General features: G+C 53.1%; 22 protein-coding genes. 14 read left to right on the forward strand and 8 right to left on the reverse strand.

The window, feature by feature from the left end; all coding sequences use genetic code 11:
• Window positions 1–16: 16 nt before the first annotated feature.
• From tyrB to L2097_RS23315, 4 genes are all read left to right on the forward strand, one after another.
• Window positions 17–1,210, forward strand: a complete 1,194-nt coding sequence (tyrB, locus tag L2097_RS23300; protein WP_047372182.1) for an aromatic amino acid transaminase — start codon at window positions 17–19, stop codon at window positions 1,208–1,210.
• A gap of 183 nt (window positions 1,211–1,393) precedes the next feature.
• Complete coding sequence (aphA, locus tag L2097_RS23305; RefSeq protein ID WP_047372181.1) at window positions 1,394–2,098, forward strand: acid phosphatase AphA; 705 nt, start codon at window positions 1,394–1,396, stop codon at window positions 2,096–2,098.
• 103 nt (window positions 2,099–2,201) lie between these two features.
• The gene (locus tag L2097_RS23310) at window positions 2,202–2,618 is read left to right on the forward strand and encodes a secondary thiamine-phosphate synthase enzyme YjbQ (protein WP_047372180.1); all 417 of its coding nucleotides are present in this window, start codon (window positions 2,202–2,204) and stop codon (window positions 2,616–2,618) included.
• A 2-nt stretch (window positions 2,619–2,620) separates the two neighbouring features.
• On the forward strand, window positions 2,621–2,989 hold the full coding sequence (locus tag L2097_RS23315) for an MmcQ/YjbR family DNA-binding protein (protein ID WP_047372179.1): 369 nt from the start codon (window positions 2,621–2,623) through the stop codon (window positions 2,987–2,989).
• Between the two features lie 14 nt (window positions 2,990–3,003).
• Here L2097_RS23315 and uvrA read toward each other — a convergent pair whose 3' ends face one another.
• Entirely contained in the window at window positions 3,004–5,829 is a 2,826-nt protein-coding gene (gene uvrA, locus L2097_RS23320; RefSeq protein ID WP_047372178.1) for an excinuclease ABC subunit UvrA, read from the reverse strand.
• A 249-nt stretch (window positions 5,830–6,078) separates the two neighbouring features.
• On the opposite strand from uvrA, the gene ssb1 reads away from it, so the two are divergent.
• A complete protein-coding gene (gene ssb1 / locus L2097_RS23325; RefSeq protein ID WP_039077898.1) occupies window positions 6,079–6,615 on the forward strand; it encodes a single-stranded DNA-binding protein SSB1 in 537 nt (178 codons plus the stop codon).
• A gap of 116 nt (window positions 6,616–6,731) precedes the next feature.
• Here the strand turns inward: ssb1 and L2097_RS23330 are convergent, their stop codons facing one another.
• Window positions 6,732–7,013: a YjcB family protein gene (locus L2097_RS23330; protein WP_047372177.1), complete on the reverse strand. Its 282-nt coding sequence runs from the start codon at window positions 7,011–7,013 to the stop codon at window positions 6,732–6,734.
• Between the two features lie 552 nt (window positions 7,014–7,565).
• Here L2097_RS23330 and L2097_RS23335 point away from each other — a divergent pair.
• Together L2097_RS23335 and pdeC are read left to right on the forward strand one after the other, a co-directional pair.
• The gene (locus L2097_RS23335) at window positions 7,566–8,969 is read left to right on the forward strand and encodes a GGDEF domain-containing protein (protein WP_250353765.1); all 1,404 of its coding nucleotides are present in this window, start codon (window positions 7,566–7,568) and stop codon (window positions 8,967–8,969) included.
• Window positions 8,970–9,309: 340 nt separating this feature from the next.
• Window positions 9,310–10,881 (forward strand): cyclic di-3',5'-guanosine monophosphate phosphodiesterase PdeC, encoded by a 1,572-nt coding sequence (gene pdeC / locus L2097_RS23340; protein ID WP_250353766.1) that lies wholly within the window; start codon window positions 9,310–9,312, stop codon window positions 10,879–10,881.
• Window positions 10,882–10,896: 15 nt separating this feature from the next.
• Here pdeC and soxS read toward each other — a convergent pair whose 3' ends face one another.
• Entirely contained in the window at window positions 10,897–11,220 is a 324-nt protein-coding gene (soxS, locus tag L2097_RS23345) for a superoxide response transcriptional regulator SoxS (RefSeq protein ID WP_047372175.1), read from the reverse strand.
• An 80-nt stretch (window positions 11,221–11,300) separates the two neighbouring features.
• On the opposite strand from soxS, the gene soxR reads away from it, so the two are divergent.
• The 4 genes from soxR to L2097_RS23365 all read left to right on the forward strand — a co-directional run bounded on the left by soxR (window position 11,301) and on the right by L2097_RS23365 (window position 16,174).
• On the forward strand, window positions 11,301–11,759 hold the full coding sequence (soxR, locus tag L2097_RS23350; protein WP_047372174.1) for a redox-sensitive transcriptional activator SoxR: 459 nt from the start codon (window positions 11,301–11,303) through the stop codon (window positions 11,757–11,759).
• Between the two features lie 303 nt (window positions 11,760–12,062).
• Entirely contained in the window at window positions 12,063–12,731 is a 669-nt protein-coding gene (locus L2097_RS23355; RefSeq protein WP_250353767.1) for a glutathione S-transferase family protein, read from the forward strand.
• Between the two features lie 306 nt (window positions 12,732–13,037).
• Entirely contained in the window at window positions 13,038–14,387 is a 1,350-nt protein-coding gene (gene ghxP / locus L2097_RS23360) for a guanine/hypoxanthine transporter GhxP (protein WP_047372172.1), read from the forward strand.
• Window positions 14,388–14,527: 140 nt separating this feature from the next.
• Complete coding sequence (locus tag L2097_RS23365) at window positions 14,528–16,174, forward strand: Na+/H+ antiporter (protein WP_250353768.1); 1,647 nt, start codon at window positions 14,528–14,530, stop codon at window positions 16,172–16,174.
• Window positions 16,175–16,406: 232 nt separating this feature from the next.
• Here the strand turns inward: L2097_RS23365 and L2097_RS23370 are convergent, their stop codons facing one another.
• Window positions 16,407–17,327 carry a LysR family transcriptional regulator gene (locus tag L2097_RS23370; RefSeq protein ID WP_047372170.1) on the reverse strand — a complete coding sequence of 307 codons (921 nt, stop codon included), beginning with the start codon at window positions 17,325–17,327 and terminating at the stop codon, window positions 16,407–16,409.
• A gap of 103 nt (window positions 17,328–17,430) precedes the next feature.
• On the opposite strand from L2097_RS23370, the gene L2097_RS23375 reads away from it, so the two are divergent.
• Together L2097_RS23375 and L2097_RS23380 are read left to right on the forward strand one after the other, a co-directional pair.
• Window positions 17,431–17,841: a CidA/LrgA family protein gene (locus tag L2097_RS23375; RefSeq protein WP_047372169.1), complete on the forward strand. Its 411-nt coding sequence runs from the start codon at window positions 17,431–17,433 to the stop codon at window positions 17,839–17,841.
• On the forward strand, window positions 17,834–18,523 hold the full coding sequence (locus L2097_RS23380) for an LrgB family protein (RefSeq protein ID WP_047372168.1): 690 nt from the start codon (window positions 17,834–17,836) through the stop codon (window positions 18,521–18,523). Before L2097_RS23375 ends, L2097_RS23380 begins: the two co-directional genes overlap by 8 nt.
• Here L2097_RS23380 and L2097_RS23385 read toward each other — a convergent pair.
• The 4 genes from L2097_RS23385 to acs form a co-directional block, all read right to left on the reverse strand.
• A complete protein-coding gene (locus L2097_RS23385) occupies window positions 18,520–19,818 on the reverse strand; it encodes a Gfo/Idh/MocA family protein (protein ID WP_250353769.1) in 1,299 nt (432 codons plus the stop codon). The genes L2097_RS23380 and L2097_RS23385 overlap by 4 nt on opposite strands.
• A 151-nt stretch (window positions 19,819–19,969) precedes the next feature.
• Complete coding sequence (gene actP / locus L2097_RS23390) at window positions 19,970–21,619, reverse strand: cation/acetate symporter ActP (protein WP_047372166.1); 1,650 nt, start codon at window positions 21,617–21,619, stop codon at window positions 19,970–19,972.
• A complete protein-coding gene (locus L2097_RS23395) occupies window positions 21,616–21,930 on the reverse strand; it encodes a DUF485 domain-containing protein (RefSeq protein ID WP_085005881.1) in 315 nt (104 codons plus the stop codon). Before L2097_RS23395 ends, actP begins: the two co-directional genes overlap by 4 nt.
• Window positions 21,931–22,057: 127 nt before the next feature.
• Window positions 22,058–24,016, reverse strand: coding sequence for an acetate--CoA ligase (gene acs / locus L2097_RS23400; protein ID WP_142516843.1), 1,959 nt, complete (start codon window positions 24,014–24,016; stop codon window positions 22,058–22,060).
• Between the two features lie 413 nt (window positions 24,017–24,429).
• Between acs and gltP the strand changes: the two genes are divergently transcribed.
• Window positions 24,430–25,743 (forward strand): glutamate/aspartate:proton symporter GltP, encoded by a 1,314-nt coding sequence (gltP, locus tag L2097_RS23405; protein ID WP_047372163.1) that lies wholly within the window; start codon window positions 24,430–24,432, stop codon window positions 25,741–25,743.
• Window positions 25,744–25,748: the final 5 nt, after the last annotated feature.

Below are 25,748 nucleotides of genomic sequence, written 5' to 3' on the forward strand. Positions count from 1 at the left end.
CCTGGAGAACCGCCAAGTGTTCCAAAAAGTTGACGCCTACGCTGGCGACCCCATCCTGAGTCTGATGGAGCGTTTCAAAGAAGACCCTCGCAGCGACAAAGTTAACCTCAGCATCGGGTTGTATTACAACGAAGATGGCATCATCCCACAGCTACAGGCCGTTGCCGAAGCCGAGGCCCGCCTCAATGCTCAGCCACACGGTGCGTCTCTCTATCTGCCGATGGAAGGTTTGAATACTTATCGTCACACCATAGTGCCGTTGTTATTTGGCGCAGAGCACCCGGTGGTGGCGCAAAAACGCGTGGCAACGATCCAGACGCTGGGCGGCTCCGGCGCGCTTAAAGTGGGTGCTGATTTTCTGAAACGCTACTTCCCGGATTCCGCTGTTTGGGTCAGCGATCCCACCTGGGAAAACCATGTCGCCATTTTTGAAGGCGCGGGCTTTAAGGTCAGCACCTATCCCTGGTTCGACAGCGAAACCAATGGTGTACGTTTTACCGCGCTGCTGGAAAAACTCGATACCCTGCCGGAGAAGAGCATCGTTCTGCTACACCCATGCTGCCATAACCCGACCGGCTCAGATTTAACGAACGCGCAGTGGGATGAGGTGGTAAACGTGCTGAAAGCCCGTAACCTGATTCCTTTCCTCGACATTGCCTACCAGGGTTTTGGCGGCGGTATGGAAGAGGATGCGTACGCAATCCGTGCGATTGCTGACGCGGGTTTACCGGCGCTGGTCAGCAATTCGTTTTCCAAAATTTTCTCCCTCTATGGCGAACGTGTAGGCGGACTCTCTGTTATCTGTGAAGATGCGGAAACGGCGTCTCGCGTCCTGGGCCAGTTGAAAGCGACGGTGCGTCGAAACTACTCCAGCCCGCCAAACTTCGGTGCGCAGGTTGTTGCCACGGTACTGGGCGATACGGCGCTGAAAGCCTCATGGCTGGCGGAAGTCGAGACAATGCGAACACGCATTCTGGCGATGCGTCAGGAACTGGTGAATGTGCTGAAAGAGGCCGTTCCGGGGCGAAACTTTGACTATCTGCTTAAACAACGCGGTATGTTCAGTTACACCGGCCTGAGTGCTGCCCAGGTTGACCGTCTGCGTGAAGAGTTTGGTGTCTACCTCATTGCCAGTGGCCGTATGTGCGTTGCCGGGCTTAATAGCCGCAATGTGCACCGTGTCGCTCAGGCATTTGCCGCTGTGATGTAAATGACGCATTTTTTCCTCCCTTCAGGGAGGAAAATGTCGCGATCCTGCTACGAATATTCCTGTTTACGCTGATGAAACCGCAGAAACGCCTTCCTTTCACCCGTGTCTGAGGGTATGGTCGGAGAGCTTTTTGATGCTTTACACGCCATCTGACAATAACGGACTGAAAATTTAGGGATAAATATGCGAAAGTTCACATTAGCCCTCTGCTTATCGTTTTCGCTCACCGGCGCGTTCTTTGCCCAGGCTTCGACGCCGACGCCGGACAGCACAGGTACCAACGTTGCCAAATTGGCTGAACAGGCCCCCATTCACTGGGTCTCCGTCGTTCAGCTCGAACGCAGCCTTGTGGATCGCCCACCGATGGCCGTTGGGTTTGATATCGACGATACGGTTCTGTTTTCCAGTCCTGGTTTCTGGCGCGGCAAAAAAATGTACTCTCCGGATAGCGAAGCCTATCTCCGGAACCCGGAATTCTGGGAGAAAATGAACAACGGCTGGGATGAATTCAGTATTCCCAAAGAGGTCGCGCGGGCGTTGATCGCGCTGCATGTGAAACGCGGCGACAGTATTTATTTCATTACCGGTCGTACTCAGACGGCGACGGAAACCGTCACCAAAACCCTGCAGGAAGATTTTTTGATTCCGGCAGCGAATATGAACCCGGTGATTTTTGCTGGGGTGCAAGACGGTCAGAACAGTAAGACGCAGTGGCTGGCCGATAAGCAAATCAAAATCTTCTATGGCGACTCGGACGACGATATGACGGCGGCGAAAGCGAGTGAGGCCCGACCGGTACGCATCCTGCGCGCATCGAATTCAACCTATCGTCCGCTGCCGCAAGCGGGGGCATTTGGTGAAGAGGTGATCGTAAATTCCGAGTATTAAGATTGTGCTGTTGTTTTTTTAAGCAAATCTGGTCTGTCGGGTTTTACCTTTCGCCGACTTGCTGCACACTTAAAAAGATTCGTCTTTTAAAAGGAAGCAGCAGATGTGGTATCAACAGACTCTTGTACTTGGGGCAAAACCCCGGGGTTTTCATCTGATCACTGATGAGGTGCTGGGGCAGATCCGCGATCTGTCTCGCATCAGAACAGGCTTGTTGCATCTGCTTCTCCAGCATACTTCCGCTTCTCTCACCCTCAATGAAAATTGCGACCCTACCGTACGTCACGATATGGAACAGCATTTTCTGCGAGCGGTGCCGGATAACGCCCACTACGAGCATGACTATGAAGGCGCGGACGATATGCCTTCGCATATCAAGTCTTCTGTGCTGGGTGTGTCGTTATCACTTCCTGTCGCCAGCGGGCGCGTTCAGCTTGGGACGTGGCAGGGGATTTGGCTGGGAGAGCATCGCATCCACGGCGGTTCGCGAAAGATCATCGCGACGCTACAAGGGGAATAAAGATGACAATTTCGGAGTTATTGCAGTATTGCATGGCAAAGCCGGGTGCTGAGCAGAGCGTACACAGCGACTGGAAGGCCACGCAGATAAAAGTTTCAGACGTGTTGTTCGCGATGGTAAAAGAGGTGGAAGGCCGCCCGGCGGCCTCTTTGAAAACCAGTCCGGAACTGGCTGAGCTACTGCGTCAGCAACATAGTGACGTGCGCCCAAGCAAGCACCTGAACAAAGCACACTGGAGCACCGTCTATCTTGATGGCTCGCTACCGGATTCGCAGATTTACTACCTTGTGGATGCCTCATACAAGCAGGCGATAGAACTGTTGCCTGAACAGGTCAGGCAACAGCTTTACTCCGCCTCATCCAGGGCTTAATACAGCCCGGAAGGTTATTTCAGCATCGGTTTCAGGAATCGCGCCGTGTGTGAGGCTTCACACTCGGCGACGGTTTCTGGCGTGCCGGACACGAGGATTTCCCCGCCGCCGCTGCCGCCTTCCGGACCGAGATCGACAATCCAGTCTGCGGTTTTGATCACGTCCAGATTATGCTCAATCACCACGATGGTATTGCCCTGGTCACGTAACTGATGCAGGACGTCCAGCAGTTGCTGAATATCGGCAAAGTGCAGACCGGTGGTCGGTTCATCCAGAATATAGAGCGTCTGGCCGGTACCGCGTTTCGACAGTTCTCGCGCCAGCTTCACGCGCTGTGCCTCACCGCCGGAGAGCGTCGTCGCTGACTGACCCAGGCGGATATACGTCAGGCCTACGTCCATCAATGTCTGCAGCTTGCGCGCCAGCGCCGGGACGGCATCAAAGAATTCACGGGCTTCTTCGATAGTCATATCCAGCACTTCGTGGATAGTTTTGCCTTTGTACTTAATCTCCAGCGTTTCGCGGTTATAGCGTTTGCCTTTGCACTGGTCGCACGGCACATAGATATCCGGCAGAAAGTGCATCTCAACCTTGATCACGCCGTCGCCCTGGCAGGCTTCGCAGCGTCCACCACGGACGTTAAAGCTGAAACGCCCTGGGGTATAGCCGCGTGAACGGGATTCCGGCACACCGGCAAACAGTTCACGAACCGGGGTGAAAACACCGGTATAGGTCGCCGGGTTGGAACGTGGCGTACGGCCAATCGGACTCTGGTCGATATCAATGACTTTGTCGAAATGTTCCAGCCCCTGAATATCACGATAAGGTGCGGGTTCGGCGATGGTGGCACCGTTCAACTGGCGCTGGGCTATCGGAAACAACGTGTCGTTGATCAGCGTGGATTTACCCGAACCAGAGACCCCGGTGATGCAGGTGAAAAGCCCTACCGGCAGCGTCAGCGTTACGTCTTTCAGGTTGTTGCCGCGCGCCCCGGTCAGTTTGAGCACTTTTTCCGGATCGGCTTTAACACGATTTTTCGGCACCGCAATCTGGCGTTTGCCGCTCATATACTGCCCGGTGAGGGATTCCGGCACGGCCATAATCGCCTCCAGCGGGCCTTCGGCGACCACCTGTCCGCCATGCACCCCGGCGCCCGGGCCGATATCGATAACATGGTCTGCGGCGCGAATGGCATCTTCATCATGTTCGACCACGATGACCGTGTTGCCGAGGTTACGCAGGTGGATCAGCGTACCGAGCAGACGTTCGTTATCGCGCTGATGCAGGCCGATGGACGGCTCATCCAGCACATACATGACGCCCACCAGACCTGCGCCAATCTGGCTGGCGAGACGGATACGCTGCGCCTCACCGCCGGAAAGGGTTTCAGCGGAACGGGAAAGCGTCAGGTAATTCAGGCCGACGTTAACCAGGAATTTCAGGCGATCGCCAATCTCTTTCAGCACTTTTTCAGCGATTTTCGCGCGCTGGCCGGACAGTTTCAGATTATTGAAGAAGTCCATTGCGTGACCGATGCTCATGTCAGAGATGGTCGGTAACGGCGTATTTTCCACGAAAACATGGCGAGCTTCACGACGCAGGCGCGTACCTTCGCAGGTGGCACAAGGACGGTTGCTGATAAATTTCGCCAGCTCTTCACGCACCGCGCTGGATTCCGTCTCTTTATAGCGGCGTTCCATATTATGCAGCACGCCTTCGAACGGGTGGCGGCGCACGGAGGTATCGCCACGGTCGTTCATGTATTTGAATTCAATACTCTCTTTGCCGGAGCCGAACAGCACCACTTTATGTACGGTAGGGCTGAGGCTCTCCCATGGCGCTTCCACATCAAATTTGTAGTGATCGGCCAGAGATTTCAGCATCTGGAAATAGTAGAAATTACGGCGATCCCAGCCGCGAATAGCGCCCCCAGCCAGCGACAGTTCCGGGTTTTGGATCACGCGGTCAGGATCGAAATATTGCTGTACGCCGAGGCCATCACAGGTCGGGCAGGCACCTGCGGGATTGTTAAAGGAGAACAGGCGCGGTTCCAGCTCGCGCATGCTATAGCCGCAAATAGGGCAGGCGAAGTTGGCCGAGAAAAGCAGCTCTTCGGCTTTGGAATCATCCATGTCGGCGACCACGGCCGTGCCTCCGGAAAGCTCCAGCGCTGTTTCGAATGACTCTGCCAGACGCTGCGCCAGATCCTCGCGCACTTTAAAGCGGTCGATCACAACTTCAATGGTGTGTTTCTTTTGCAGCTCCAGCTTCGGCGGATCGGACAGATCGCAAACCTCGCCATCAATACGCGCGCGGATATAACCCTGGCTTGCCAGGTTTTCCAGCGTTTTGGTGTGTTCGCCTTTACGTTCTTTTATCACCGGCGCCAGCAGCATCAGACGTTTGCCTTCCGGCTGCGCCAGTACATTGTCGACCATCTGGCTGACAGTCTGCGCCGCCAGCGGAACGTCATGGTCCGGGCAGCGCGGCTCGCCTACGCGGGCAAACAACAGACGCAGATAGTCATGAATTTCGGTAATTGTCCCGACGGTAGAGCGCGGGTTATGCGAGGTCGACTTCTGCTCAATAGAAATAGCAGGAGAGAGCCCTTCAATATGGTCAACGTCAGGCTTTTCCATCAGCGAAAGAAACTGACGGGCATAAGCGGAAAGAGATTCAACGTAGCGACGCTGCCCTTCGGCATAAAGAGTGTCGAAAGCCAGTGAAGATTTACCCGAACCCGACAGACCGGTAACGACAATCAATTTGTCGCGTGGAATGACGAGGTTGATGTTTTTGAGATTATGGGTGCGCGCGCCCCGTACTTCGATCTTATCCATTCACCTTTCCCGGTAATAACTCGGCATGCCTGGTCGATTTGAAGGACAACCGGCGGTCAGAAACGGCTAATTATGACACAATTTAACCTGGCTGGATATACAGTATTGGAATGCGGTACTTGGCAAATTGTGCAACAATGTACAGTCCGCGAGAACTCTGGAAGATGCTTCGAAACTTTCGAAAGACCACGTGGAAATGGTACACTCCCGCGCTTACACTATTTAGAAATGTTTTCAGGAGACACGATCATGGCCAGCAGAGGCGTAAACAAGGTGATTCTCGTCGGTAATCTGGGGCAGGACCCGGAAGTACGCTATATGCCGAGTGGTGGTGCAGTGGCCAACATTACGCTGGCGACCTCCGAATCCTGGCGTGATAAAGCGACCGGCGAAATGAAAGAGCAGACTGAATGGCACCGCGTTGTGCTGTTCGGCAAACTGGCGGAAGTGGCCGGTGAATATCTGCGTAAAGGTTCTCAGGTCTATATCGAAGGTCAGTTGCGTACCCGCAAATGGACCGATCAGTCCGGCGCTGAGAAATACACGACCGAAGTCGTGGTTAACGTGGGCGGCACCATGCAGATGCTGGGTGGCCGTCAGGGCGGCGGTGCTCCGGCAGGCGGCAATATGGGCGGCGGCCAGGGCCAGCAAGGTGGTTGGGGTCAACCTCAACAGCCGCAGGGCGGTAACCAGTTCAGCGGCGGCGCGCAGTCTCGCCCACAGCAGTCCGCTCCGGCGCCGTCTAACGAACCGCCGATGGACTTCGACGACGATATTCCGTTCTGATTGCAGGCCATCGGCCTTATCAGCGCGACCCGTTCTGGGAAACGTATCGACAAAAACCCCGCGCTGCGGGGTTTTTTGTGACCTGGTGACGTTATGACGTTATGAAGGGCTTACTGTCAGGTAATCACCATCGGCCATTCGGGAGAAGATTTCTCTGACATCTCCGTCATGATATTGATGACGTTGTGCCAGACGGCATGGACATCGACCATCGTAATGCCCAGCAGGCCCGTCGCGAACCAGCAAGCGGCTACCAGACCGAGGCCGCTGCTTATCACAGCAAGACCTACATAATCTGCTTTACGAAAGCGAATGTTCAATGTGCTGGCCATAAACATCAGCACTGCACTCAGTATCTGCCAACGAAGAAGAACGACACTGGTGGTTAATGTTGCCATGAAAACGATCCTCGAAAGAAAAACTTTCAGGCACAAGGGGATACGCCATGAGCCTGATCAATGTGTGCAGGCGCAGAAAATCTGCTGAAATAACGTTCTACGTTGAAACAGTGTTCTCTGTCTCAAGAATGTGTGAACTATATCACATTTGTTCTTTTATTCGCCAGTGTGCAAATGAGCAAAATTGTCTGTGCAAAGGGGCATTTTGCGTCCAGGGGAAGCGATCCCCGATGTGACGATATCGTTTTGCTATGGCCACGAGGAATCCTTTTAAATTCATGAAGATACTTCTATTGTGATTTCATGCCTATTTTGCCAGAGTTGGCACTTTTCGGAACATCGATTATTCTTGATCGAATAGTTATATATATCTTGATGCCATTTTTTAGAATTCTGATCTGCATGGATATATCCTCAACTTGCGTCTTTTAAACGCATTTCGCTGCATTTTCTGTAAATCAGCGCTGGCCATCTGAATTTAGTTTTTCGTTTTTTCCTGTACAGCTCATTGTGGGTATGGTCCGGTGTTTAATCATCTGCGACTGAAAAAAAATGAAAAAAGAGAATACCGCCATTCCTGTGGATGATGGCGCAGTGGCGCTTACTATCCTCGCGAAGTTGATGCCGTGCTTCAATGCGCAACGCACGCTAAAAGAAATTTTACTGGCAATTAATAGTGCCGTGGGTTCAACGCTTTCCTGGGTTGTGGTTGAACAGGACGGGGACTTCCAGCATGAGAGCGCGGGGCAGATTCCATGCACCCTGGGAGATGCACAAACCTTCCTGGAACAGTCGCAATTGCGGCGTCATCAGCATGCCTGGCGCATTATTTGTTGGCGACGACAAGTCGGAACAATATTATTTTCTCCCACTCACCATGCTGCCGATAAATTCCATGGAGGCATTCTCTGTAAATTAATTTCAAGCGTGAATGGTGTTGAGGGATATTTCTTTTTGGCGTTTCCACAGCCCTTATCTTCGATGGGTATTATTAAAAGTGTAGTAATCATTCTTGTCGAAAAATTAAAAGATTATCTCGCCGGAATTATTATCAAAGAACGCATGGCCAGAGAAATGCAGCGGATTGTTGCGCAATATAAAGCTTTATTTGATCGCGCCCCCGTATTAATGAATTCATTCGATAAAAGTAATCGCTGCATATTATGGAATGGGGAGTGCGAACGCCTGTTTGGCTGGACAATTGAGGAGTTAAACTGTCAACCTGATCCATTAGCATTATTTTTCCCTGATGATGAGGTACGTCACAGGGTTCGGGCCTCTGTCAGCGCTTCGCCTGCGGTGGATATGTATGAATGGCACCCGGTAAGGCGCACGGGCGAAGTATTGACCGTATTATGGTCAAATATTTTGCTTCCGGATAAATCCATCCTCAGTATTGGGCTGGACATCACCGAACGTAAGAAGGCTGAACAGCAACTGGCAGTGAAAGCGACAACCGATGACCTGACCGGTTGCTTTAACAGGTTCTCCATATTACGGCAGTTCAGAGAAGCCATTGCCACCTGTGAACCGGGTGATCCCCGCAGTCATTTCAGTATCCTTATGCTGGACCTGGACCATTTTAAAAACATCAACGATCGCTGGGGCCATCTGACAGGAGATGCGGCGCTATTCCATTTTTGCGAGAAAATTCGCGAGCTTGGCATGCCGCATTACGCGCTGGGTCGTCTGGGCGGTGAGGAATTTCTGATGTTATTACCACAAACTGACAGTCAAACTGCGCTGCGTTTTAGTCAAAAAATTCGTGCAGTGCTTGCCGATAAACCGCTTTTTAATGGGGGTGAAAAGATAACCTTATCCTTTAGCGCCGGTGTTGTATTTGTTACCGGGGGAGTGTCAGATACTTCAGTTTTGCTTACGCTTGCGGACGATGCACTGTACGATGCGAAGCGTACCGGACGCAGCCGGACGGTGGTTGCCGAAGCAATTTTATAAATATTCCCAATTCCCTTCCGGCAGGCTGCGCAATAGATGAAAAAATACCCGATCGCCCTGTCTTTTTTTTATCCTGCGGAGAGTTTGACTTAATCAACTATTGTCTGTTGCGTAAACTAAAAGCCCTGCCTGGCGACTGGATAAATATTTTCCTTAATATAAACACAACGCATACTTTTAGTTTGCCTTACGGGCAAATATTATCGTCATAACCAAATATTAGGTTTTTAATGAAAAAAGTAAGTTGCTAATGTCGTTTGATTCATGCAACGTAATCACCTGTTTATCAAAGCATCCTGCCTTCATTACAGGCACACTAAATGCAGGGATATAGGCGGAAATGAATCATAGCGCGCAGCGTAAGATGCTGAGAGTCGTCGGGATCATCATGGTAGTGCTCCTACCGGTGATGCTGTCGCTATGGTTTGCTCACATCCGTGCAGTAAAAGAAACTGGTTTACATCTTCGTTCTTTTGCGCAACTTGCTTTAGATAAAACTGAACTGGTTATCGGACAAGTCGATCAGGTCCGAAGCGCTGCAGAGAAATATCATGGGCAGGTTTGTTCTCCTGAGCATCGTAACTACATGCTCAATATCATTCGCGGTAGCCTGTATGTTGCCGATTTAATATACGCGCACGGCGAGCAGTTTTTATGCTCCACAGCTCTTTATCCCACGCAATCGTATGCTATTTCGCCTGCCGAGTATAAACGCAAACCCGCCATCTCTATTTATTACTATCGTGATACACCATTTTATCCCGGATATAAAATGGTCTATATGCAGAAAGGAAATTATGTCGCGGTAGTTAATCCGCTTTCCTACAGCGAAGTGATGTCAGACGACAGTTCGTTAGCTTATGGTATATACGATACGGTCACGGGTCTCTTTTTTTCTGTCAGCGATCAGGCCGATCTACAAACGCTGAATAAACTTGTTCGTAAAAATGACCTTACCTTTCAACAGGATGGCCGTTTTTATACAGTAGACCATTCTGATAAACGTCCTATTGCAATCATTGTTTCGACCTCCAGCGACACATATTTCCAGTACCTTTATCATCAGGCAACATTAACGCTGCCGTTAGGCATGATTTGCAGCATTATTATTTTATTGATGTGGTCGCGAACACGGCAGGAGTTTAACTCCCCACGACGAATGCTCCACAGAGCATTAACTAAACATCAGCTTCAACTTCATTACCAGCCCATTATTGATATCAAAAACGGCCAATGTGTAGGCGCTGAAGCCTTATTGCGCTGGCCGGGTTTTAATGGTCCGGTAATGAGTCCGGCGGAATTCATTCCGCTGGCAGAGAAAGAAGGGATGATTGAGCGGGTAACCGATTATGTCGTTGATGAAGTCTTCAGCGACCTGGGAGAATTCTTAGCGGCATGGCCGCATCTTTATATTTCGATCAATTTGTCGGCTGTCGATTTCCATTCTTCCCGTCTGATTGCACTCATTACCAATAAAACCAGGGAATACTCCGTTCGCGCAGAACAAATTAAAATCGAAGTCACCGAACGTGGATTTATTGATGTGCCCAAAACCACACCGGTCATTCAGGCGTTTCGCCATGCAGGTTACGAGGTGGCGATTGATGACTTCGGAACCGGTTACTCGAACTTGCACAACCTGTACTCCCTCAATGTCGATATCTTAAAGATCGATAAATCCTTTATCGATACCCTGACGACCAATAGCACCAGCCACCTGATCGCCGAGCACATCATTGAGATGGCACACAGTTTGCGCCTGAAGATTATCGCGGAGGGTGTGGAAACAGCAGAACAGGTAACCTGGTTACTTAAGCGTGGCGTGCAGTACTGTCAGGGATGGCATTTTGCGAAGGCACTGCCGCCACAGGAGTTTAAAGCCTGGGTCGCGCAGCCACCTTCACTAAAGTAATCATCCCGGCGACACTTACGCATGGTGGCGATAGTCGCTGGGAGTCCGATCGAATTCCCGACGAAACACGCGTGAAAACGTTTGTTGCGAAACGTAGCCCAGATCCATCGCAATATCAAAAATGGGACGCCGCGTAGTACGCAGTGCTTCCGCAGCCAGTAGCAGACGGCGCTGACGAATATAGTCGCCCAGCGTCTGATGCATCACGGTACGAAACATTCTCTGCAAATACCATTTTGAATATCCTGACTTTCTGGCGACTACATCAATGTTCAACGGTTGGTCGATATGTTCATCAATCCATTCCGTAAGGGTCTGAATAATTTGCTGATGGGACATAGAGCTGCCTCTTTCTCGATTCGTCGTTTTGTCTGCGGTGGAGTATAATTCCTCAAGTTAACTTGAGGTAAAGAGGTTTTATGGAAAAGAAAACACCGCGTATCAAGACGCTGCTTACGCCCGGCGAAGTGGCGAAACGCAGCGGCGTGGCCGTTTCCGCGCTGCATTTTTACGAAAGCAAAGGGCTTATAAAAAGTACCCGTAATGCCGGTAATCAACGGCGCTATAAGCGCGATGTATTACGTTATGTGGCGATCATTAAAATCGCCCAGCGTATTGGTATTCCTCTGTCGACCATCGGCGATGCATTTGGCGTACTGCCGGAAGGGCATACGCTAAGCGCGAAAGAGTGGAAGCACCTTTCGTCACAGTGGCGCGAAGAGTTAGACAGGCGTATTCACACGCTGGTGGCGTTACGTGATGATCTGGATGGTTGTATTGGCTGCGGTTGTCTGTCCCACAGTGATTGCCCGCTGCGAAATCCGGGGGACCAGTTAGGTGCTCAGGGCACAGGGGCACGGCTGCTGGAAAGCGATTAGCCGAAAAAAGGCAGTCCCCCGGTGGCGCTGATGGGGCGACAGCAATGCAAAAAACTAAAGCGCCCACCTGGGGCGCTTTAGTCGGTCCGGTCTTTGTCTTTCTCTCTATCCCAATCTGTTATGGGAGGGTTTCCCCCGACATCAGCACCCCTCAATATGTTGGAGGTTCCGGATTGTGCTGACACTTTTAGTCTAGGCAATGGCGAAAATTTCGCCACATCAGAACCCTTTTTTTTAGGAAATTTTTCATCCAAAGGGCAAGCTTTTCTATAGTTAATTCGAATAACTCAGCGGGAGCCTGTCATGCTCAAAGTTCACCACCTTAACCAGTCTCGTTCTCAGCGCATTCTGTGGGCGCTGGAAGAATTGGGTTTACCGTATCAACTCATTCATTACCAACGTGAAAAAAACATGCTGGCCCCAGCGTCACTCAAAAAAGTGCATCCGTTGGGCAAATCACCGGTGCTTGAGGACGACGATCTCATCATTGCTGAATCCGGCGCTATCCTGGAATATTTACAGGAGACCTACGATACAAACAGCCAGTTGAAGCCACAGGAGAGAGAGTTACGTCAGCAGTATCGCTTTTGGCTGCATTATGCCGAAGGATCGTTGATGCCTTTATTATTAATGAAGCTGGTTTTCACCAGTCTCGGTAAACCACCGGTGCCGTTTGGTGTGCGAACGATAGGAAAAATGCTTGGCCAGGGCATCCAGAAAGCCTGGCTTAATAAGCAAATTGAAATCCATGCGCGTTTTATCGAGTCGCAGCTGGCGGTGAAGCCCTGGTTTGCCGGAGAGCAGTTAAGCATGGCCGACATTCAGATGAGTTTCCCGATTTTCGCATTGCTGTCGCGAGGCGGTATTACCGATCTTCCGCATACGCAGTCATGGAAAAAGCGCGTTGAAATGCGCCCGGCCTGGCAACGAGCGATTGAGCAGGGCGGCCCTTTTGATCTCCCCGGTGCGTAATAATGATCCTGAAATGTTGCAAAGTTGCGCAGGGACGATAACGTTTGCGCATCGGTCGGTTAATTCTTCATCGTCATAAGCGAAAATTAGCAAAAAGCGGCAAAGTTCAGTTGAAAAGCGATATCTAAACGCTGGATAATCGTTTGCCTTTTTTGACCAACCGTTTTGTATGCGCGGAGTTAATCGTTTGCTTTTTGTGACACCCCTTCGTCACAACGCAGCTCAGGGAGACGACGTTTAACCGGCAGTGGACACTGTCCGCCACGCATATCAACGAAAGATAAAAACTCTCAGGGGATGTTTCCTATGTCTACGCCTTCTGCGCGTACCGGCGGTTCGCTTGACGCCTTATTTAAAATTTCTGCTCGCGGCAGTACTGTTCGTCAGGAAATTGTTGCTGGTTTAACCACGTTTCTGGCGATGGTCTATTCCGTTATCGTCGTGCCTGGCATGCTCGGTAAAGCGGGCTTCCCGCCAGCGGCGGTGTTTGTCGCTACCTGCCTGGTTGCTGGTGTAGGTTCGATTGTCATGGGTCTGTGGGCAAACCTGCCGCTGGCGATTGGTTGCGCCATCTCACTGACCGCGTTCACCGCGTTCAGCCTGGTGCTGGGTCAACATATCAGTGTTCCGGTCGCTCTGGGTGCCGTGTTCCTGATGGGTGTGCTCTTTACCGTTATTTCCGCAACCGGCATCCGTAGCTGGATCCTGCGCAACCTGCCGCAAGGTGTTGCGCACGGCACCGGTATCGGTATCGGTCTGTTCCTGCTGCTGATCGCAGCGAACGGCGTAGGCCTGGTTATCAAGAACCCGCTGGACGGCCTGCCGGTCACGCTGGGTCATTTCGCCAGCTTCCCGGTGATCATGTCGCTGATTGGCCTCGCGGTGATCATCGGTCTGGAAAAACTGAAAGTACCGGGTGGCATCCTGCTGACCATCATTGGTGTCTCGATTGTCGGGCTGATCTTCGACCCGAGCGTGCACTTCTCCGGTATTTTCGCTATGCCATCGCTGAGCGATGATAAAGGCAACTCCCTGATCGGTAGCCTGGATATCGTTGGCGCGTTGAACCCGGTCGTGCTGCCAAGTGTGCTGGCGCTGGTGATGACGGCGGTATTTGATGCTACCGGTACTATCCGTGCGGTAGCCGGACAGGCGAATCTGCTGGATAAAGACGGCCAGATTATCGATGGCGGCAAAGCGCTGACCACCGACTCCCTGAGCAGCGTGTTCTCCGGTCTGGTGGGCGCAGCGCCTGCAGCGGTGTACATCGAGTCTGCGGCGGGTACGGCGGCAGGCGGTAAAACCGGCCTGACAGCGATCACCGTTGGCGTGCTGTTCCTGTTGATTCTGTTCCTCTCTCCACTCTCCTACCTGGTTCCGGCTTACGCTACGGCTCCGGCGTTGATGTACGTAGGTCTGCTGATGCTGAGCAACGTGGCGAAGATCGACTTTGCCGACTTCGTTGATGCGATGTCCGGTCTGATCACCGCAGTATTCATCGTACTCACCTGTAACATCGTTACCGGCATTATGATCGGTTTTGCCTCTCTGGTGATTGGTCGCGTGGTCTCCGGTGATTTCCGTAAACTGAATATCGGTACTGTGGTTATCGCCGTGGCGCTGGTTGCTTTCTATGCTGGCGGCTGGGCAATCTAATATCCCGCTTCATGTGTAAAACGGGTGGCTCAGGCCGCCCGTTTTCATTTTTTGCGCACATCCTGTTTCCTTTGCGTTAAGCTGAATGTTCTATCATCAAGGCATGACGCCTTAATAAAAAACATCGCAACAGGGAACGCATGGAAATCTTTTTTACCATCCTCATCATGACCTTAGTGGTATCGCTCTCGGGCGTTGTCACGCGTGTAATGCCCTTCCAGATCCCCCTTCCTCTTATGCAAATCGCCATCGGCGCACTGCTGGCTTTCCCGACGTTCGGGTTGCATGTGGAGTTCGATCCGGAACTGTTTCTCGTTCTGTTTATTCCGCCGTTACTGTTCGCCGATGGCTGGAAAACCCCCACGCGTGAATTCCTTGAACATGGCAGGGAGATCCTCGGTCTTGCGTTGGCCCTGGTGGTGGTTACTGTCGTCGGGATTGGTTTTTTGATTTACTGGCTGGTACCCGGTATCCCCCTGGTCCCGGCGTTCGCGCTGGCGGCGGTCCTCTCACCCACCGATGCGGTAGCGCTTTCTGGCATCGTCGGGGAAGGGCGCATCCCGAAAAAAATCATGGGAATTTTGCAGGGCGAAGCGTTAATGAATGACGCATCCGGCCTGGTATCACTGAAATTTGCCGTGGCGGTCGCCATGGGCACAATGGTCTTTACCGTCGGCGGGGCGACGCTGGAGTTCGTGAAAGTGGCGCTGGGCGGCATTCTCGCCGGCTTTGTCGTGAGCTGGTTGTATGGTCGCTCGCTGCGTTTTCTGAGCCGTTGGGGGGGGGATGAACCTGCCACGCAAATCGTTCTGTTGTTCCTGCTGCCGTTTGCCTCGTACCTGATTGCGGAACATATTGGCTTTTCGGGCATCCTGGCGGCGGTGGCTGCCGGGATGACCATTACCCGTTCCGGCGTGATGCGCTCTGCCCCACTGGCGATGCGCCTGCGTGCCAACAGTACCTGGGCAATGCTGGAGTTTGTGTTTAACGGCATGGTGTTCCTGCTGTTGGGCCTGCAATTGCCGGGCATTCTGGAATCCTCGCTGGCGGCGGCAGAAGTTGATCCGAATGTCGAAACCTGGATGTTGTTCACCGATATCGTGCTGATTTACGGTGCGCTGATGCTGGTGCGCTTTGGATGGCTGTGGACGATGAAGAAATTCAGCAGTCGCTTTTTGCACAAAAAGCCGATGGAGTTTGGCTCCTGGAGCACGCGAGAATTGCTGATCGCTTCCTTTGCGGGGGTGCGCGGCGCGATTACGCTGGCCGGTGTGTTATCCATTCCGCTGTTTTTGCCCGATGGCTCAGGGTTCCCTGCCCGCTATGAATTGGTCTTCCTGGCGGCGGGGGTGATTCTGTTTTCACTGTTTGTCGGCGTCATTGCCCTGCCTGCGTTGCTGCAACATATTGAGGTCCGCGATCATACTCAGCAGCATAAAGAAGAGCGCCTCGCGCGGGCGATCACCGCGGAAGTGGCGATTGTGGCCATTCAGAAAATGGAAGAACGACTGGCCGCCGATGCAGAAGAAAACATCGATAATCAACTGCTCACGGAAGTGAGCTCAAGGGTCATTGGTAATTTGCGTCGCCGTGCGGATGGGCGCAACAATGCGGAAAGTTCGTTGCTCGAAGAGAACCTTGAGCGCCGTTTCCGTCTTGCAGCCCTGCGTTCTGAACGGGCGGAGCTTTACCACCTGCGCGCAACACGGCAAATCAGCAACGAGACGCTTCAGAAGATGCTGCACGATCTCGATTTGCTGGAAGCGCTGCTGATAGAGAATAAGTAGGTTTTCCCCTCTCTGAGGGTGAGGGCCTGGGGGAGGGGGAAATGCGGCGCTGGTGGTCATTCCGTTCACTTCATGTTCATTGCTTCTCTGTCACGTCAGAACCCGTGAACGTGCCAGGGTGATGGCTCACCGCCACCACCCTGGCGCCCCGGGCTCCCGGCCAGCCGCCCTCATCGATTTTGTAGCCTGGATAAGGCGTTTACGCCGCATCCGGGGTATTCCCCCGCTTGGGCTACATCTTTCCTTCGCCCGGCGGCAAATCCGCAATATTCGTATTCACCCAGAACCCTTCACAGCATTGCAGCCAGGCCTGCGCACTGCGGGACAAATAGCCACCTTCACGCCAAATCATCCCCAGATGCCAGCGTAAATCACTCTCCAGCGGGACCCAGCGCAGCGTCTGTTTATCCAGCCGTTGGCAAATAGGCTCCGGCAAAATCGCGATCCCTACCCCTGCCTGTACCATCGCGGCCAGAAAATCCCACTGCCCGCTACGCACGGCGATTCGGGGCTTGACGCCATGCTCGTTAAACAGCTGCATAAGCTGGCGGCTGAGGGCGAAATCTTCGTTATAGATGAGCAGCGGGTGCCCGGCCAGTTGTTCAGGCGTCACCGACCTGGCGTTCAGCCAGTCGCCGGAGCGCGGCACCAGCACACAGAGGGGATGGCTAAACAGCGGCAGCGTAGAAAGACCGCTTTCCTCTTCGACGGGCAGGGCGGTCATCGCCAGATCCAGTTCGCCGTTGATGACTGCCTGCTGGACTGTCAGGCCGCCAAACTCGGAGATTTTCAGTTCGACGCCGGGATAGCGCTGACGAAACAGGCCTATTGGTCCGGCCATCAGCATGCCGACCATCGGGGGGATGCCGAGGCGAAGCAGCCCTTTATTTAAGTGGTTGATATCATCGAGCTCCGCCTCAAGCTGACGAAACTCAGCAAGGATAGCCAGACCGCGCTCAAACACCACGCGCCCGGTATCGGTGAGAAGTAATTTGCGTCCGTCGCGAATGAGTAGCGTACAGTTCAACTCATCTTCGAGGTTTTTCAACATCTTACTAATCGTTGGCTGAGTGACGAACAACCGTTCCGCTGCGCGAGTGAAACTTTGTTGACGCACGACTTCCACAAAATAGCGCAGCGTTCTGATGTCCATAATTATTCCTTTAAACTATGCATGCGATGAGTTTAATTCATTTCAGTATGGCGTAGCGGCTCCCTATACTGTGCTCTCTGTCTCATTTCCGCGAGAATTATCTATGGATATGGCGTTAGGTCGTATTACGCCTGCCATTGTGCGTCGACTGCAGGTTCCGGTTCAGGTTTTTCTCTATGCCGGGCTGTTTATCGTGGCGCAATATCTGGTGCAGTGGCTGCATCTTCCCCTTCCCGCTAACCTGGTGGGCATGATCCTGATGCTGGCGCTGATTTTATGCCGGATTGTTCCCCTTAACTGGGTGAGAGCCGGCGCGCGCTGGCTGCTGGCCGAAATGCTACTGTTCTTTGTGCCAGCCGTTGTCGCCGTGGTGAATTACGCACAGCTTTTGATGGTGGAAGGCTGGCGTATTTTTGCCGTTATTGCTCTCAGTACCTTGATGGTGCTGGGGGCCACGGCCTGGGTGGTTGATAAGGTTTATCGCTTCGAAATCAGCAGGCTGAATCATGAGTGATTTTGCCCTGAGCGTGCTCTGCCTTGTCATGACGCTGGTTATCTATTATCTCAATAAACGCCTGTACCGCCGATTCCATAAGCTCCCGTTAATGCCGTTAGTCTTCACCCCGATACTGTTGGTGCTGATCCTGGTGTTCGGGCATATTTCCTGGCAGCGTTATATCGGTGAATCTCACTGGCTGCTTTGGCTGTTAGGCCCGGCGACCATCGCGTTTGCTGTGCCGGTCTATGACAATCTTGCTGTCATTCGTCGTCACTGGATGTCGCTTTCTGCCGGGGTTATCACCGCAACGGTGGTCGCGGTAACCAGCTCAGTCTGGCTGGCGCGTTTATTTACTCTGCCGGATGACATTCAGCGCAGCCTGGCGGTGCGCTCGGTGACGACGCCGTTTGCGCTGGCAGCGGCAGGGCCGTTGGGCGGGCAGCCGGATCTGGTGGCGCTCTTTGTGGTCATTACCGGGGTGTTTGGCATGGCGGTAGGGGATGTGCTTTTTTTACGCCTCTCGATTCGCGAAGGAATGGCAAAAGGCGCAGGGTTTGGTGCGGCATCCCATGGTGCGGGGACGGCGCGTTCTTACGAGCTGGGTCAGCAGGAAGGGGTGGTCGCCAGCCTGGTGATGATGCTCTCCGGTGTGGTGACGGTATTAGCCGCGCCGCTGGTGGCGCGGCTGATGTTTTAACCCTGTTTTTTCAAACGCGACACCAGTTCGAATTCACGGAAATTGACCGGACGCTGTTGCTGCAGAGAAATATTACCCGCGATGCCGGTCAGGATCGACATCGCACCGGCGCGGTGATCGGCGGCGCGGTTGAGCGGATCGTTACCCGGCGTGCCGAACAGATCGGCCAGCATCGCGTTATCACCGCCGCCGTGACCGCCCTCGCCGAGGGTAAAATTCGCCTCCCAGGGGGCGGCAAACATCGGGAAGACGGTAATATTGCAGGACTCCAGGCTCCCCTCGTTCGCCCGTTCTCCCCCGGCGTTCACATAGGATTTCTCGACGATTTTCATCTCCAGCCTGCCTTCACTGCCGTTAAACACCACATTCAGCCCTTCCCAGGGCAAATACGTATTCAGCGAATAGCTGAGCTGGCACTGGTTCTGGTATTTCACCAGCACCGAGAGGGTATCTTCAATAGTGATGCCATCGCTGAAAACGCTCTGATCGCGCCAGTAGTTATCTTCATGCTCCGCATCCAGATAGAGCGCCTTAAGCTGCGGATTGTCCGCCATGTGCAGGGCAAACGGATCTTCTTTGGCCGCCGCATAGCCGTGGGCGCGCGGATAGAACTCCGTCATACCCCGTTTTTCCGCGTTTTCTTTGCCGTAAAAGCGCAGGCCGCCTTCGGCGTAGACGCGCTCCGGATAGCTATTGAGCCAGAAATTCATTAAATCAAAGTGGTGGGTTGATTTGTGAACCAGCAGGCCGCCGCTGTTGCGTTTTTCCCGGTGCCAGCGGCGAAAATAATCCGCGCCGTGCTCGGTGTTGAGCAGCCATTCAAAGTGAACGGAGTAAACCTCGCCAATGGTGCCGTTCATCAGCAATTCACGCACTTTACTGTGGTGCGGCGCATAGCGGTAATTAAACGCCACGCGAACGGTGTGACCGGTATCTTCGATGGCATCAAGAATTCGCAGCGCCCGTTTTTCATCAATGGTCATCGGCTTTTCGGTGATCACATCACAGCCTGCTTTCAGTGCCCGCACGATATAGTCGTCGTGGGTGCGGTCCATGGTGGTGACGATAATAATATCCGGGCGCGTCTCATGGATCATCGCTTCAAATTGCGTGGCTTTCCAGGTTGATACCGGCGCCGCGCCTTCATTTTGTAATAACGTATTGGCGTAATGCATTCGCGTCTGGTTGGTATCGCAAAAAGCCACCAGTTGCGCGTTCTCTTTCCACTCGCCGCCGATGGCGGAAATATACAATCCGGCGCGTCCGCCTGTCCCGACAAGAGCATATTTTTTCATCGCATCCTCTTTTGACGTTAATAAACAAACCAAGTAATAAAACAATGTTTCATTTTGCTTGTTTACTGTAGCGCGACCGGAAAGGATGGATACTGTGACGGAGGAAAAATGTGATCCCCGGCTAAAATAGCCGGGGAGGAGAGAGAGGAAATCAGTGTGCGCGGCCCTGGGCGATACCGACACCCGTTTGTGAACGGATGAACTGGGCACGGAACTGTTCGCGCTCGCGAATGCCTTCTTGCGTGTTGTCGGTAATCGAGAAGATCCAGATACCGATAAAGGCCACGGCGATAGAGAACAGCGCCGGGTATTCATACGGGAAAATAGCCTGCGCGTGGCCGAGGATTTGCACCCAAATGGTCGGGCCGAGAACCATCAGAATCACCGCCGTCAGCAGGCCCAGCCAGCCGCCAATCATTGCGCCACGGGTGGTCAGTTTCGACCAGTACATGGAGAGCAGAATGATAGGGAAGTTACAGCTCGCCGCGATGGAGAACGCCAGCCCCACCATAAAGGCAATATTCTGCTTTTCGAAGAGAATACCCAGCAGGATGGCGACTACACCAAGCACCAGAACGGTGATCTTCGATACTTTCAGCTCCTGACGTTCGGTGGCGTCTTTACGAATGACGTTAGCATACAGGTCATGAGACACCGCCGACGCGCCCGCGAGCGTCAGTCCGGCGACCACCGCCAGGATGGTGGCGAAGGCTACGGCAGAGATAAAGCCGAGGAACAGGTTGCCGCCGACCGCATCCGCAAGATGCACCGCTGCCATGTTATTGCCGCCAATCAGCGCGCCCGCCGCATCTTTAAATGCCGGGTTTGCCCCGACCAGCATGATGGCGCCGAAGCCAATGATAAAGGTCAGAATGTAGAAATACCCCATAAAACCCGTGGCGTAGAACACACTCTTACGGGCTTCACGCGCATCTGACACTGTGAAGAAACGCATCAGAATATGCGGCAAACCTGCGGTACCAAACATCAGCCCCAGGCCCAGCGACAGTGCGGAGATCGGATCTTTAACCAGACCGCCTGGACGCATAATGGCCTCCCCTTTCGGGTGAACCGCCATCGCTTCGCTAAACAGGCTATTGAAGCTAAAGCCGACATGCTTCATCACCATAAAGGCCATAAAGCTTGCGCCAAACAGCAGTAATACGGCTTTGATGATTTGTACCCAGGTGGTGGCGAGCATGCCGCCGAACAGGACATACATCACCATCAATACGCCGACCAGCACTACCGCAACGTGGTAGTTGAGGCCGAACAGTAACTGAATAAGCTTACCTGCACCGACCATCTGGGCTATCAGATAGAGCGCCACCACCACCAGCGAACCGCAGGCGGAGAGCGTGCGAATCGGTCCCTGTTTGAGGCGATACGAGGCCACATCGGCGAAGGTGTAACGTCCCAGGTTACGCAGACGTTCGGCAATCAGAAACAGAATAATTGGCCAGCCGACGAGGAAGCCCAGCGAGTAAATCAGCCCGTCGTAGCCGGAGGTGTAGACCAGCGCAGAGATCCCGAGGAACGATGCGGCTGACATAAAGTCACCGGCAATCGCCAGGCCATTCTGAAAGCCCGTGATATTGCCGCCTGCCGTGTAGTAATCGTTACGCGAACGCACGCGTTTTGACGCCCAGTAAGTGATATAGAGCGTCAGCGCCACGAAGATCAGGAACATGATGATCGCCTGCCAGTTGGTTGGCTGGCGTTGGACCGCGCCGGTAATGGCATCGGCGGCATTGGCCGTAAAAGGCAGTGTGGCGGCGAGCGCCGTCAGAACACGCTTCATGATGCTTTTACCTCTTGCAGAACGGTTTTTGTCAGACGATCAAACTCGCCATTTGCCCGCCAGACGTATACGCCGGTCAACACAAACGAAATCACAATCACGCCAATACCGATTGGAATACCACGCGTGACGCTACTGCCCGCGGAGATCGGCGTACCGAGCCAGCCCGGTGCAAAGGCGATCAGCAGAATAAAACCGACATAGATAATCAGCATGATGATGGAAAGAGTGAAGGCAAACCGTTGCCGCTTTTCGACGAGCTCCCTGTAATGCGCATTGTTTTCTATCCGTTGATAAATGGTGTCATTCATCACAGAACTCTCCAGAGGTAAGGTAGGGTTTGTTGTTATTCCCTCTCCCTTGAGGGAGAGGGTGAGGGGGGGTTGTTGTAATGCCCTCACCCCGACCCTCTCCCACGGGGAGAGGGGGAATGCGAGGTTACGATGGCATGGTGATGGCCTGTTTCTCTTCGAGCAGTTTCTCTACAACACCCGGATCCGCGAGGGTCGAGGTATCGCCGAAGTTGCTGGTATCCCCGGCGGCTATTTTGCGCAGAATACGGCGCATGATTTTGCCGGAGCGGGTCTTGGGCAGAGAGTCGGTCCAGTGCAGGACATCCGGCGTCGCCAGCGGACCAATCTCTTTACGCACCCAGTTACGCACCTCGGTATAGAGCGCAGGCGTTGGCTCTTCACCATGATTCAGGGTGACGTAAGCGTAGATGGCCTGGCCTTTAATATTGTGTGGGATGCCCACCACTGCGGCTTCGGCGATTTTCGGGTGGGACACCAGCGCCGATTCAATCTCCGCGGTCCCCAGACGGTGGCCGGACACGTTCAGCACGTCATCCACGCGGCCGGTGATCCAGTAGTAGCCATCTTCATCGCGGCGCGCGCCGTCGCCACTAAAGTACATGTTTTTGAAGGTAGAGAAGTAGGTCTGCTCGAAACGCTCGTGATCGCCAAACAGGGTACGCGCCTGGCCTGGCCAGGAGTCAGTGATCACCAGATTACCTTCGGTAGCGCCTTCTTGCGGATGACCTTCGTTATCCACCAGCGCAGGCTGTACGCCAAAGAATGGACGGGTCGCAGAACCCGCTTTGAGCTGTATCGCACCGGGTAATGGGGTGATCATAAAGCCCCCAGTCTCGGTCTGCCACCAGGTGTCCATGACCGGGCATTTCTCGTTGCCGATTTTCTTCCAGTACCACTCCCAGGCTTCCGGGTTGATGGGTTCGCCGACTGAGCCGAGAATACGCAGCGAAGAGCGATCGGTACCGTCAATAGCTTTGTCGCCCTCCGCCATCAGCGCACGGATAGCCGTTGGCGCGGTGTAGAGAATATTGACCTTGTGTTTGTCTACGACCTGGCTCATACGTGCTGGGGTTGGCCAGTTCGGTACACCTTCAAACATCAGCGTGATCGCGCCGCAGGCCAGCGGTCCGTAAAGCAGATAGCTATGACCGGTAACCCAGCCGACATCGGCGGTACACCAGTAAACGTCGCCGTCATGATAATCGAAGACATATTTAAAGGTGGTGGCTGCGTAAACCAGATAGCCGCCGGTGGTGTGCAGTACGCCTTTAGGTTTACCCGTCGAGCCGGAGGTATAGAGGATAAACAGCGGATCTTCCGCATTGACTTCAACCGGCTGATGTTCCGCGCTGGCGTTAGCGGTGAGCGCGTCCCACCACAGGTCACGGCCTTCGTGCCAGTCAATTTTCCCACCGGTCCGTTTAAGCACTACGACGTGTTCAACGGATTTCACGTTCGGGTTTTTCAGGGCGTCATCAACGTTCTTTTTGAGAGGAATAGTGCGCCCGGCGCGCACGCCTTCATCGGCGGTGATCACCAGCCGGGAGCTGGAATCAACAATACGTCCGGCAACGGCCTCCGGCGAGAAGCCGCCGAAAATGACTGAGTGGACCGCACCGATACGCGCACAGGCCAGCATCGCAACCGCGGCTTCAGGAACCATGGGCATATAGATAGCGACCACGTCGCCTTTTTTAATGCCCAGATCTGTCAGTACATTGGCAAAGCGACAGACCTCCGCATGCAACTGGCGGTAGGTAATCTGTTTACTCTGGCTGGCGTCATCGCCTTCCCAGATGATGGCCGTCTGATCGCCTCGTTCGGCAAGATGGCGGTCAAGACAGTTGGCCGCGAGGTTCAGCGTACCGTCTTCGTACCATTTAATGGAGACATTACCCGGGGCGAAGGAGGTGTTTTTCACCTTCTGATAGGGTTTAATCCAGTCAAGGATTTTGCCTTGCTCGCCCCAGAAAGTATCCGGGTCAGTAATAGATTGCTGATATTTAGCCTCGTACTGCTCCGGATTAATCAGGCAACGTTCCGCAATATTTGCGGGAATATCGTGTTTATGGATTTGGCTCATGGCTTTTGCTCTCCTTGTAGGATGTTAATAATATGTCAAATAAACGTTAATTATAGGGGCTTTGCCTGGTTTGTTTATTATTTGCGCTATAGATCACGCATTGATTGAACCGTATGAAAACTGAACAAATGAATCTTTGAAGCAAAATAATTGCCGGGGTTAATTATCTAAAAATGACAGAAAAAAAGTTTTTTCATAACAACTGGTTATGCATGATAAATGGCATAAAAAAGCGTTTTTATGCATAAATTCAGTCAATCCCCCTTCTGGTAAAGGCTTGCGCCCTACGCCCTGCAAATGGTACTGATAATGCGCGTTAAAAAACCCCGCAAGAGCGTGTGACGCTAACCATACCCTTTCCGTATGAGTCGTTCCCCACCGGGAAGGTCGCTTCATTGAGGATGTCTCGAGTTATGAAAAATTTTAAAGTCAGCCTGGCCTGGCAGATTTTGCTGGCCCTGGTGCTGGGTATTCTTCTGGGCAGTTACTTGCATTATCAAAGCGACAGCCGCGAATGGCTGATTGCGAACCTCCTGTCTCCGGCAGGCGATATCTTTATTCACTTGATTAAAATGATAGTTGTGCCGATTGTTATTTCCACACTGGTTGTGGGTATTGCCGGTGTAGGTGATGCGAAACAATTGGGTCGTATTGGCGCCAAGACCATTATTTATTTCGAAGTGATCACCACGGTGGCCATTGTGCTGGGTATTACACTGGCGAATGTTTTCCAGCCGGGGGCGGGCATTGATATGTCGCAACTCGCCACGGTGGATATTTCGAAATACCAGAGCACCACGGCAGAAGTGCAAAGCCACGCGCATGGCTTAATGAATACGATATTGTCTCTGGTGCCGACCAACATCGTGTCATCGATGGCGAAGGGCGAAATGCTGCCGATTATTTTCTTCTCGGTACTGTTTGGCCTGGGGCTTTCTTCACTGCCTGCAACGCACCGCGAACCGCTGGTTACGGTATTCCGTTCTATCTCTGAAACCATGTTCAAAGTGACCCATATGGTGATGCGTTACGCGCCGGTCGGGGTCTTTGCGCTGATCTCCGTGACGGTTGCGAACTTCGGTTTTGCTTCCCTGTGGCCGCTGGCGAAACTGGTGGTGCTGGTCTATTTTGCGGTGCTGTTCTTTGCGCTGGTGGTGCTGGGACTCGTGGCGCGGATGTGCAAACTCAGCATCTGGACGCTCATCCGCATCCTCAAAGATGAGCTGATCCTGGCGTACTCCACTGCAAGTTCAGAAAGCGTGTTGCCGCGTATCATCGAGAAGATGGAAGCCTATGGCGCGCCGGCGTCAATCACCAGCTTCGTGGTACCGACCGGTTACTCCTTTAACCTCGATGGCTCTACGCTGTACCAGAGTATTGCGGCCATCTTTATTGCCCAGCTTTACGGTATCGACCTGTCGCTGGGCCAGGAGATCATTCTGGTGCTGACGCTGATGGTTACCTCGAAAGGCATTGCCGGTGTGCCGGGGGTTTCATTTGTGGTATTGCTGGCAACGCTGGGCAGTGTGGGTATTCCGCTGGAAGGTCTGGCCTTTATTGCCGGTGTTGACCGTATCCTGGATATGGCGCGTACCGCTCTGAACGTTGTGGGTAATGCGCTGGCGGTGCTGGTTATCGCCAAGTGGGAACACAAGTTCGACCGCAAAAAAGCCGCGGCTTACGAGCGTGAAATGCTCGGGAAGTTCGACAAAACGGCCGATCTGTAATGTTC

This window comes from Citrobacter sp. MNAZ 1397 (assembly GCF_023613995.1).
Taxonomy (GTDB): Bacteria; Pseudomonadota; Gammaproteobacteria; order Enterobacterales; family Enterobacteriaceae; genus Phytobacter; species Phytobacter ursingii.

What these genes read in the sequence shown, in the direction of transcription:
- L2097_RS23365 (WP_250353768.1), top strand. Translation starts at nt 14,528, where the DNA reads ATGGAAATCTTTTTTACCATCCTCATCATGACCTTAGTGGTATCGCTC.
- acs (WP_142516843.1), bottom strand. Translation starts at nt 24,016, where the DNA reads ATGAGCCAAATCCATAAACACGATATTCCCGCAAATATTGCGGAACGT.
- soxR (WP_047372174.1), top strand. Translation starts at nt 11,301, where the DNA reads ATGGAAAAGAAAACACCGCGTATCAAGACGCTGCTTACGCCCGGCGAA.
- uvrA (WP_047372178.1), bottom strand. Translation starts at nt 5,829, where the DNA reads ATGGATAAGATCGAAGTACGGGGCGCGCGCACCCATAATCTCAAAAAC.
- L2097_RS23375 (WP_047372169.1), top strand. Translation starts at nt 17,431, where the DNA reads ATGGATATGGCGTTAGGTCGTATTACGCCTGCCATTGTGCGTCGACTG.
- pdeC (WP_250353766.1), top strand. Translation starts at nt 9,310, where the DNA reads ATGAATCATAGCGCGCAGCGTAAGATGCTGAGAGTCGTCGGGATCATC.
- L2097_RS23315 (WP_047372179.1), top strand. Translation starts at nt 2,621, where the DNA reads ATGACAATTTCGGAGTTATTGCAGTATTGCATGGCAAAGCCGGGTGCT.
- ghxP (WP_047372172.1), top strand. Translation starts at nt 13,038, where the DNA reads ATGTCTACGCCTTCTGCGCGTACCGGCGGTTCGCTTGACGCCTTATTT.
- L2097_RS23385 (WP_250353769.1), bottom strand. Translation starts at nt 19,818, where the DNA reads ATGAAAAAATATGCTCTTGTCGGGACAGGCGGACGCGCCGGATTGTAT.
- L2097_RS23335 (WP_250353765.1), top strand. Translation starts at nt 7,566, where the DNA reads ATGAAAAAAGAGAATACCGCCATTCCTGTGGATGATGGCGCAGTGGCG.
- soxS (WP_047372175.1), bottom strand. Translation starts at nt 11,220, where the DNA reads ATGTCCCATCAGCAAATTATTCAGACCCTTACGGAATGGATTGATGAA.
- L2097_RS23395 (WP_085005881.1), bottom strand. Translation starts at nt 21,930, where the DNA reads ATGAATGACACCATTTATCAACGGATAGAAAACAATGCGCATTACAGG.
- L2097_RS23355 (WP_250353767.1), top strand. Translation starts at nt 12,063, where the DNA reads ATGCTCAAAGTTCACCACCTTAACCAGTCTCGTTCTCAGCGCATTCTG.
- L2097_RS23330 (WP_047372177.1), bottom strand. Translation starts at nt 7,013, where the DNA reads ATGGCAACATTAACCACCAGTGTCGTTCTTCTTCGTTGGCAGATACTG.
- ssb1 (WP_039077898.1), top strand. Translation starts at nt 6,079, where the DNA reads ATGGCCAGCAGAGGCGTAAACAAGGTGATTCTCGTCGGTAATCTGGGG.
- L2097_RS23370 (WP_047372170.1), bottom strand. Translation starts at nt 17,327, where the DNA reads ATGGACATCAGAACGCTGCGCTATTTTGTGGAAGTCGTGCGTCAACAA.
- gltP (WP_047372163.1), top strand. Translation starts at nt 24,430, where the DNA reads ATGAAAAATTTTAAAGTCAGCCTGGCCTGGCAGATTTTGCTGGCCCTG.
- aphA (WP_047372181.1), top strand. Translation starts at nt 1,394, where the DNA reads ATGCGAAAGTTCACATTAGCCCTCTGCTTATCGTTTTCGCTCACCGGC.
- L2097_RS23310 (WP_047372180.1), top strand. Translation starts at nt 2,202, where the DNA reads ATGTGGTATCAACAGACTCTTGTACTTGGGGCAAAACCCCGGGGTTTT.
- actP (WP_047372166.1), bottom strand. Translation starts at nt 21,619, where the DNA reads ATGAAGCGTGTTCTGACGGCGCTCGCCGCCACACTGCCTTTTACGGCC.
- L2097_RS23380 (WP_047372168.1), top strand. Translation starts at nt 17,834, where the DNA reads ATGAGTGATTTTGCCCTGAGCGTGCTCTGCCTTGTCATGACGCTGGTT.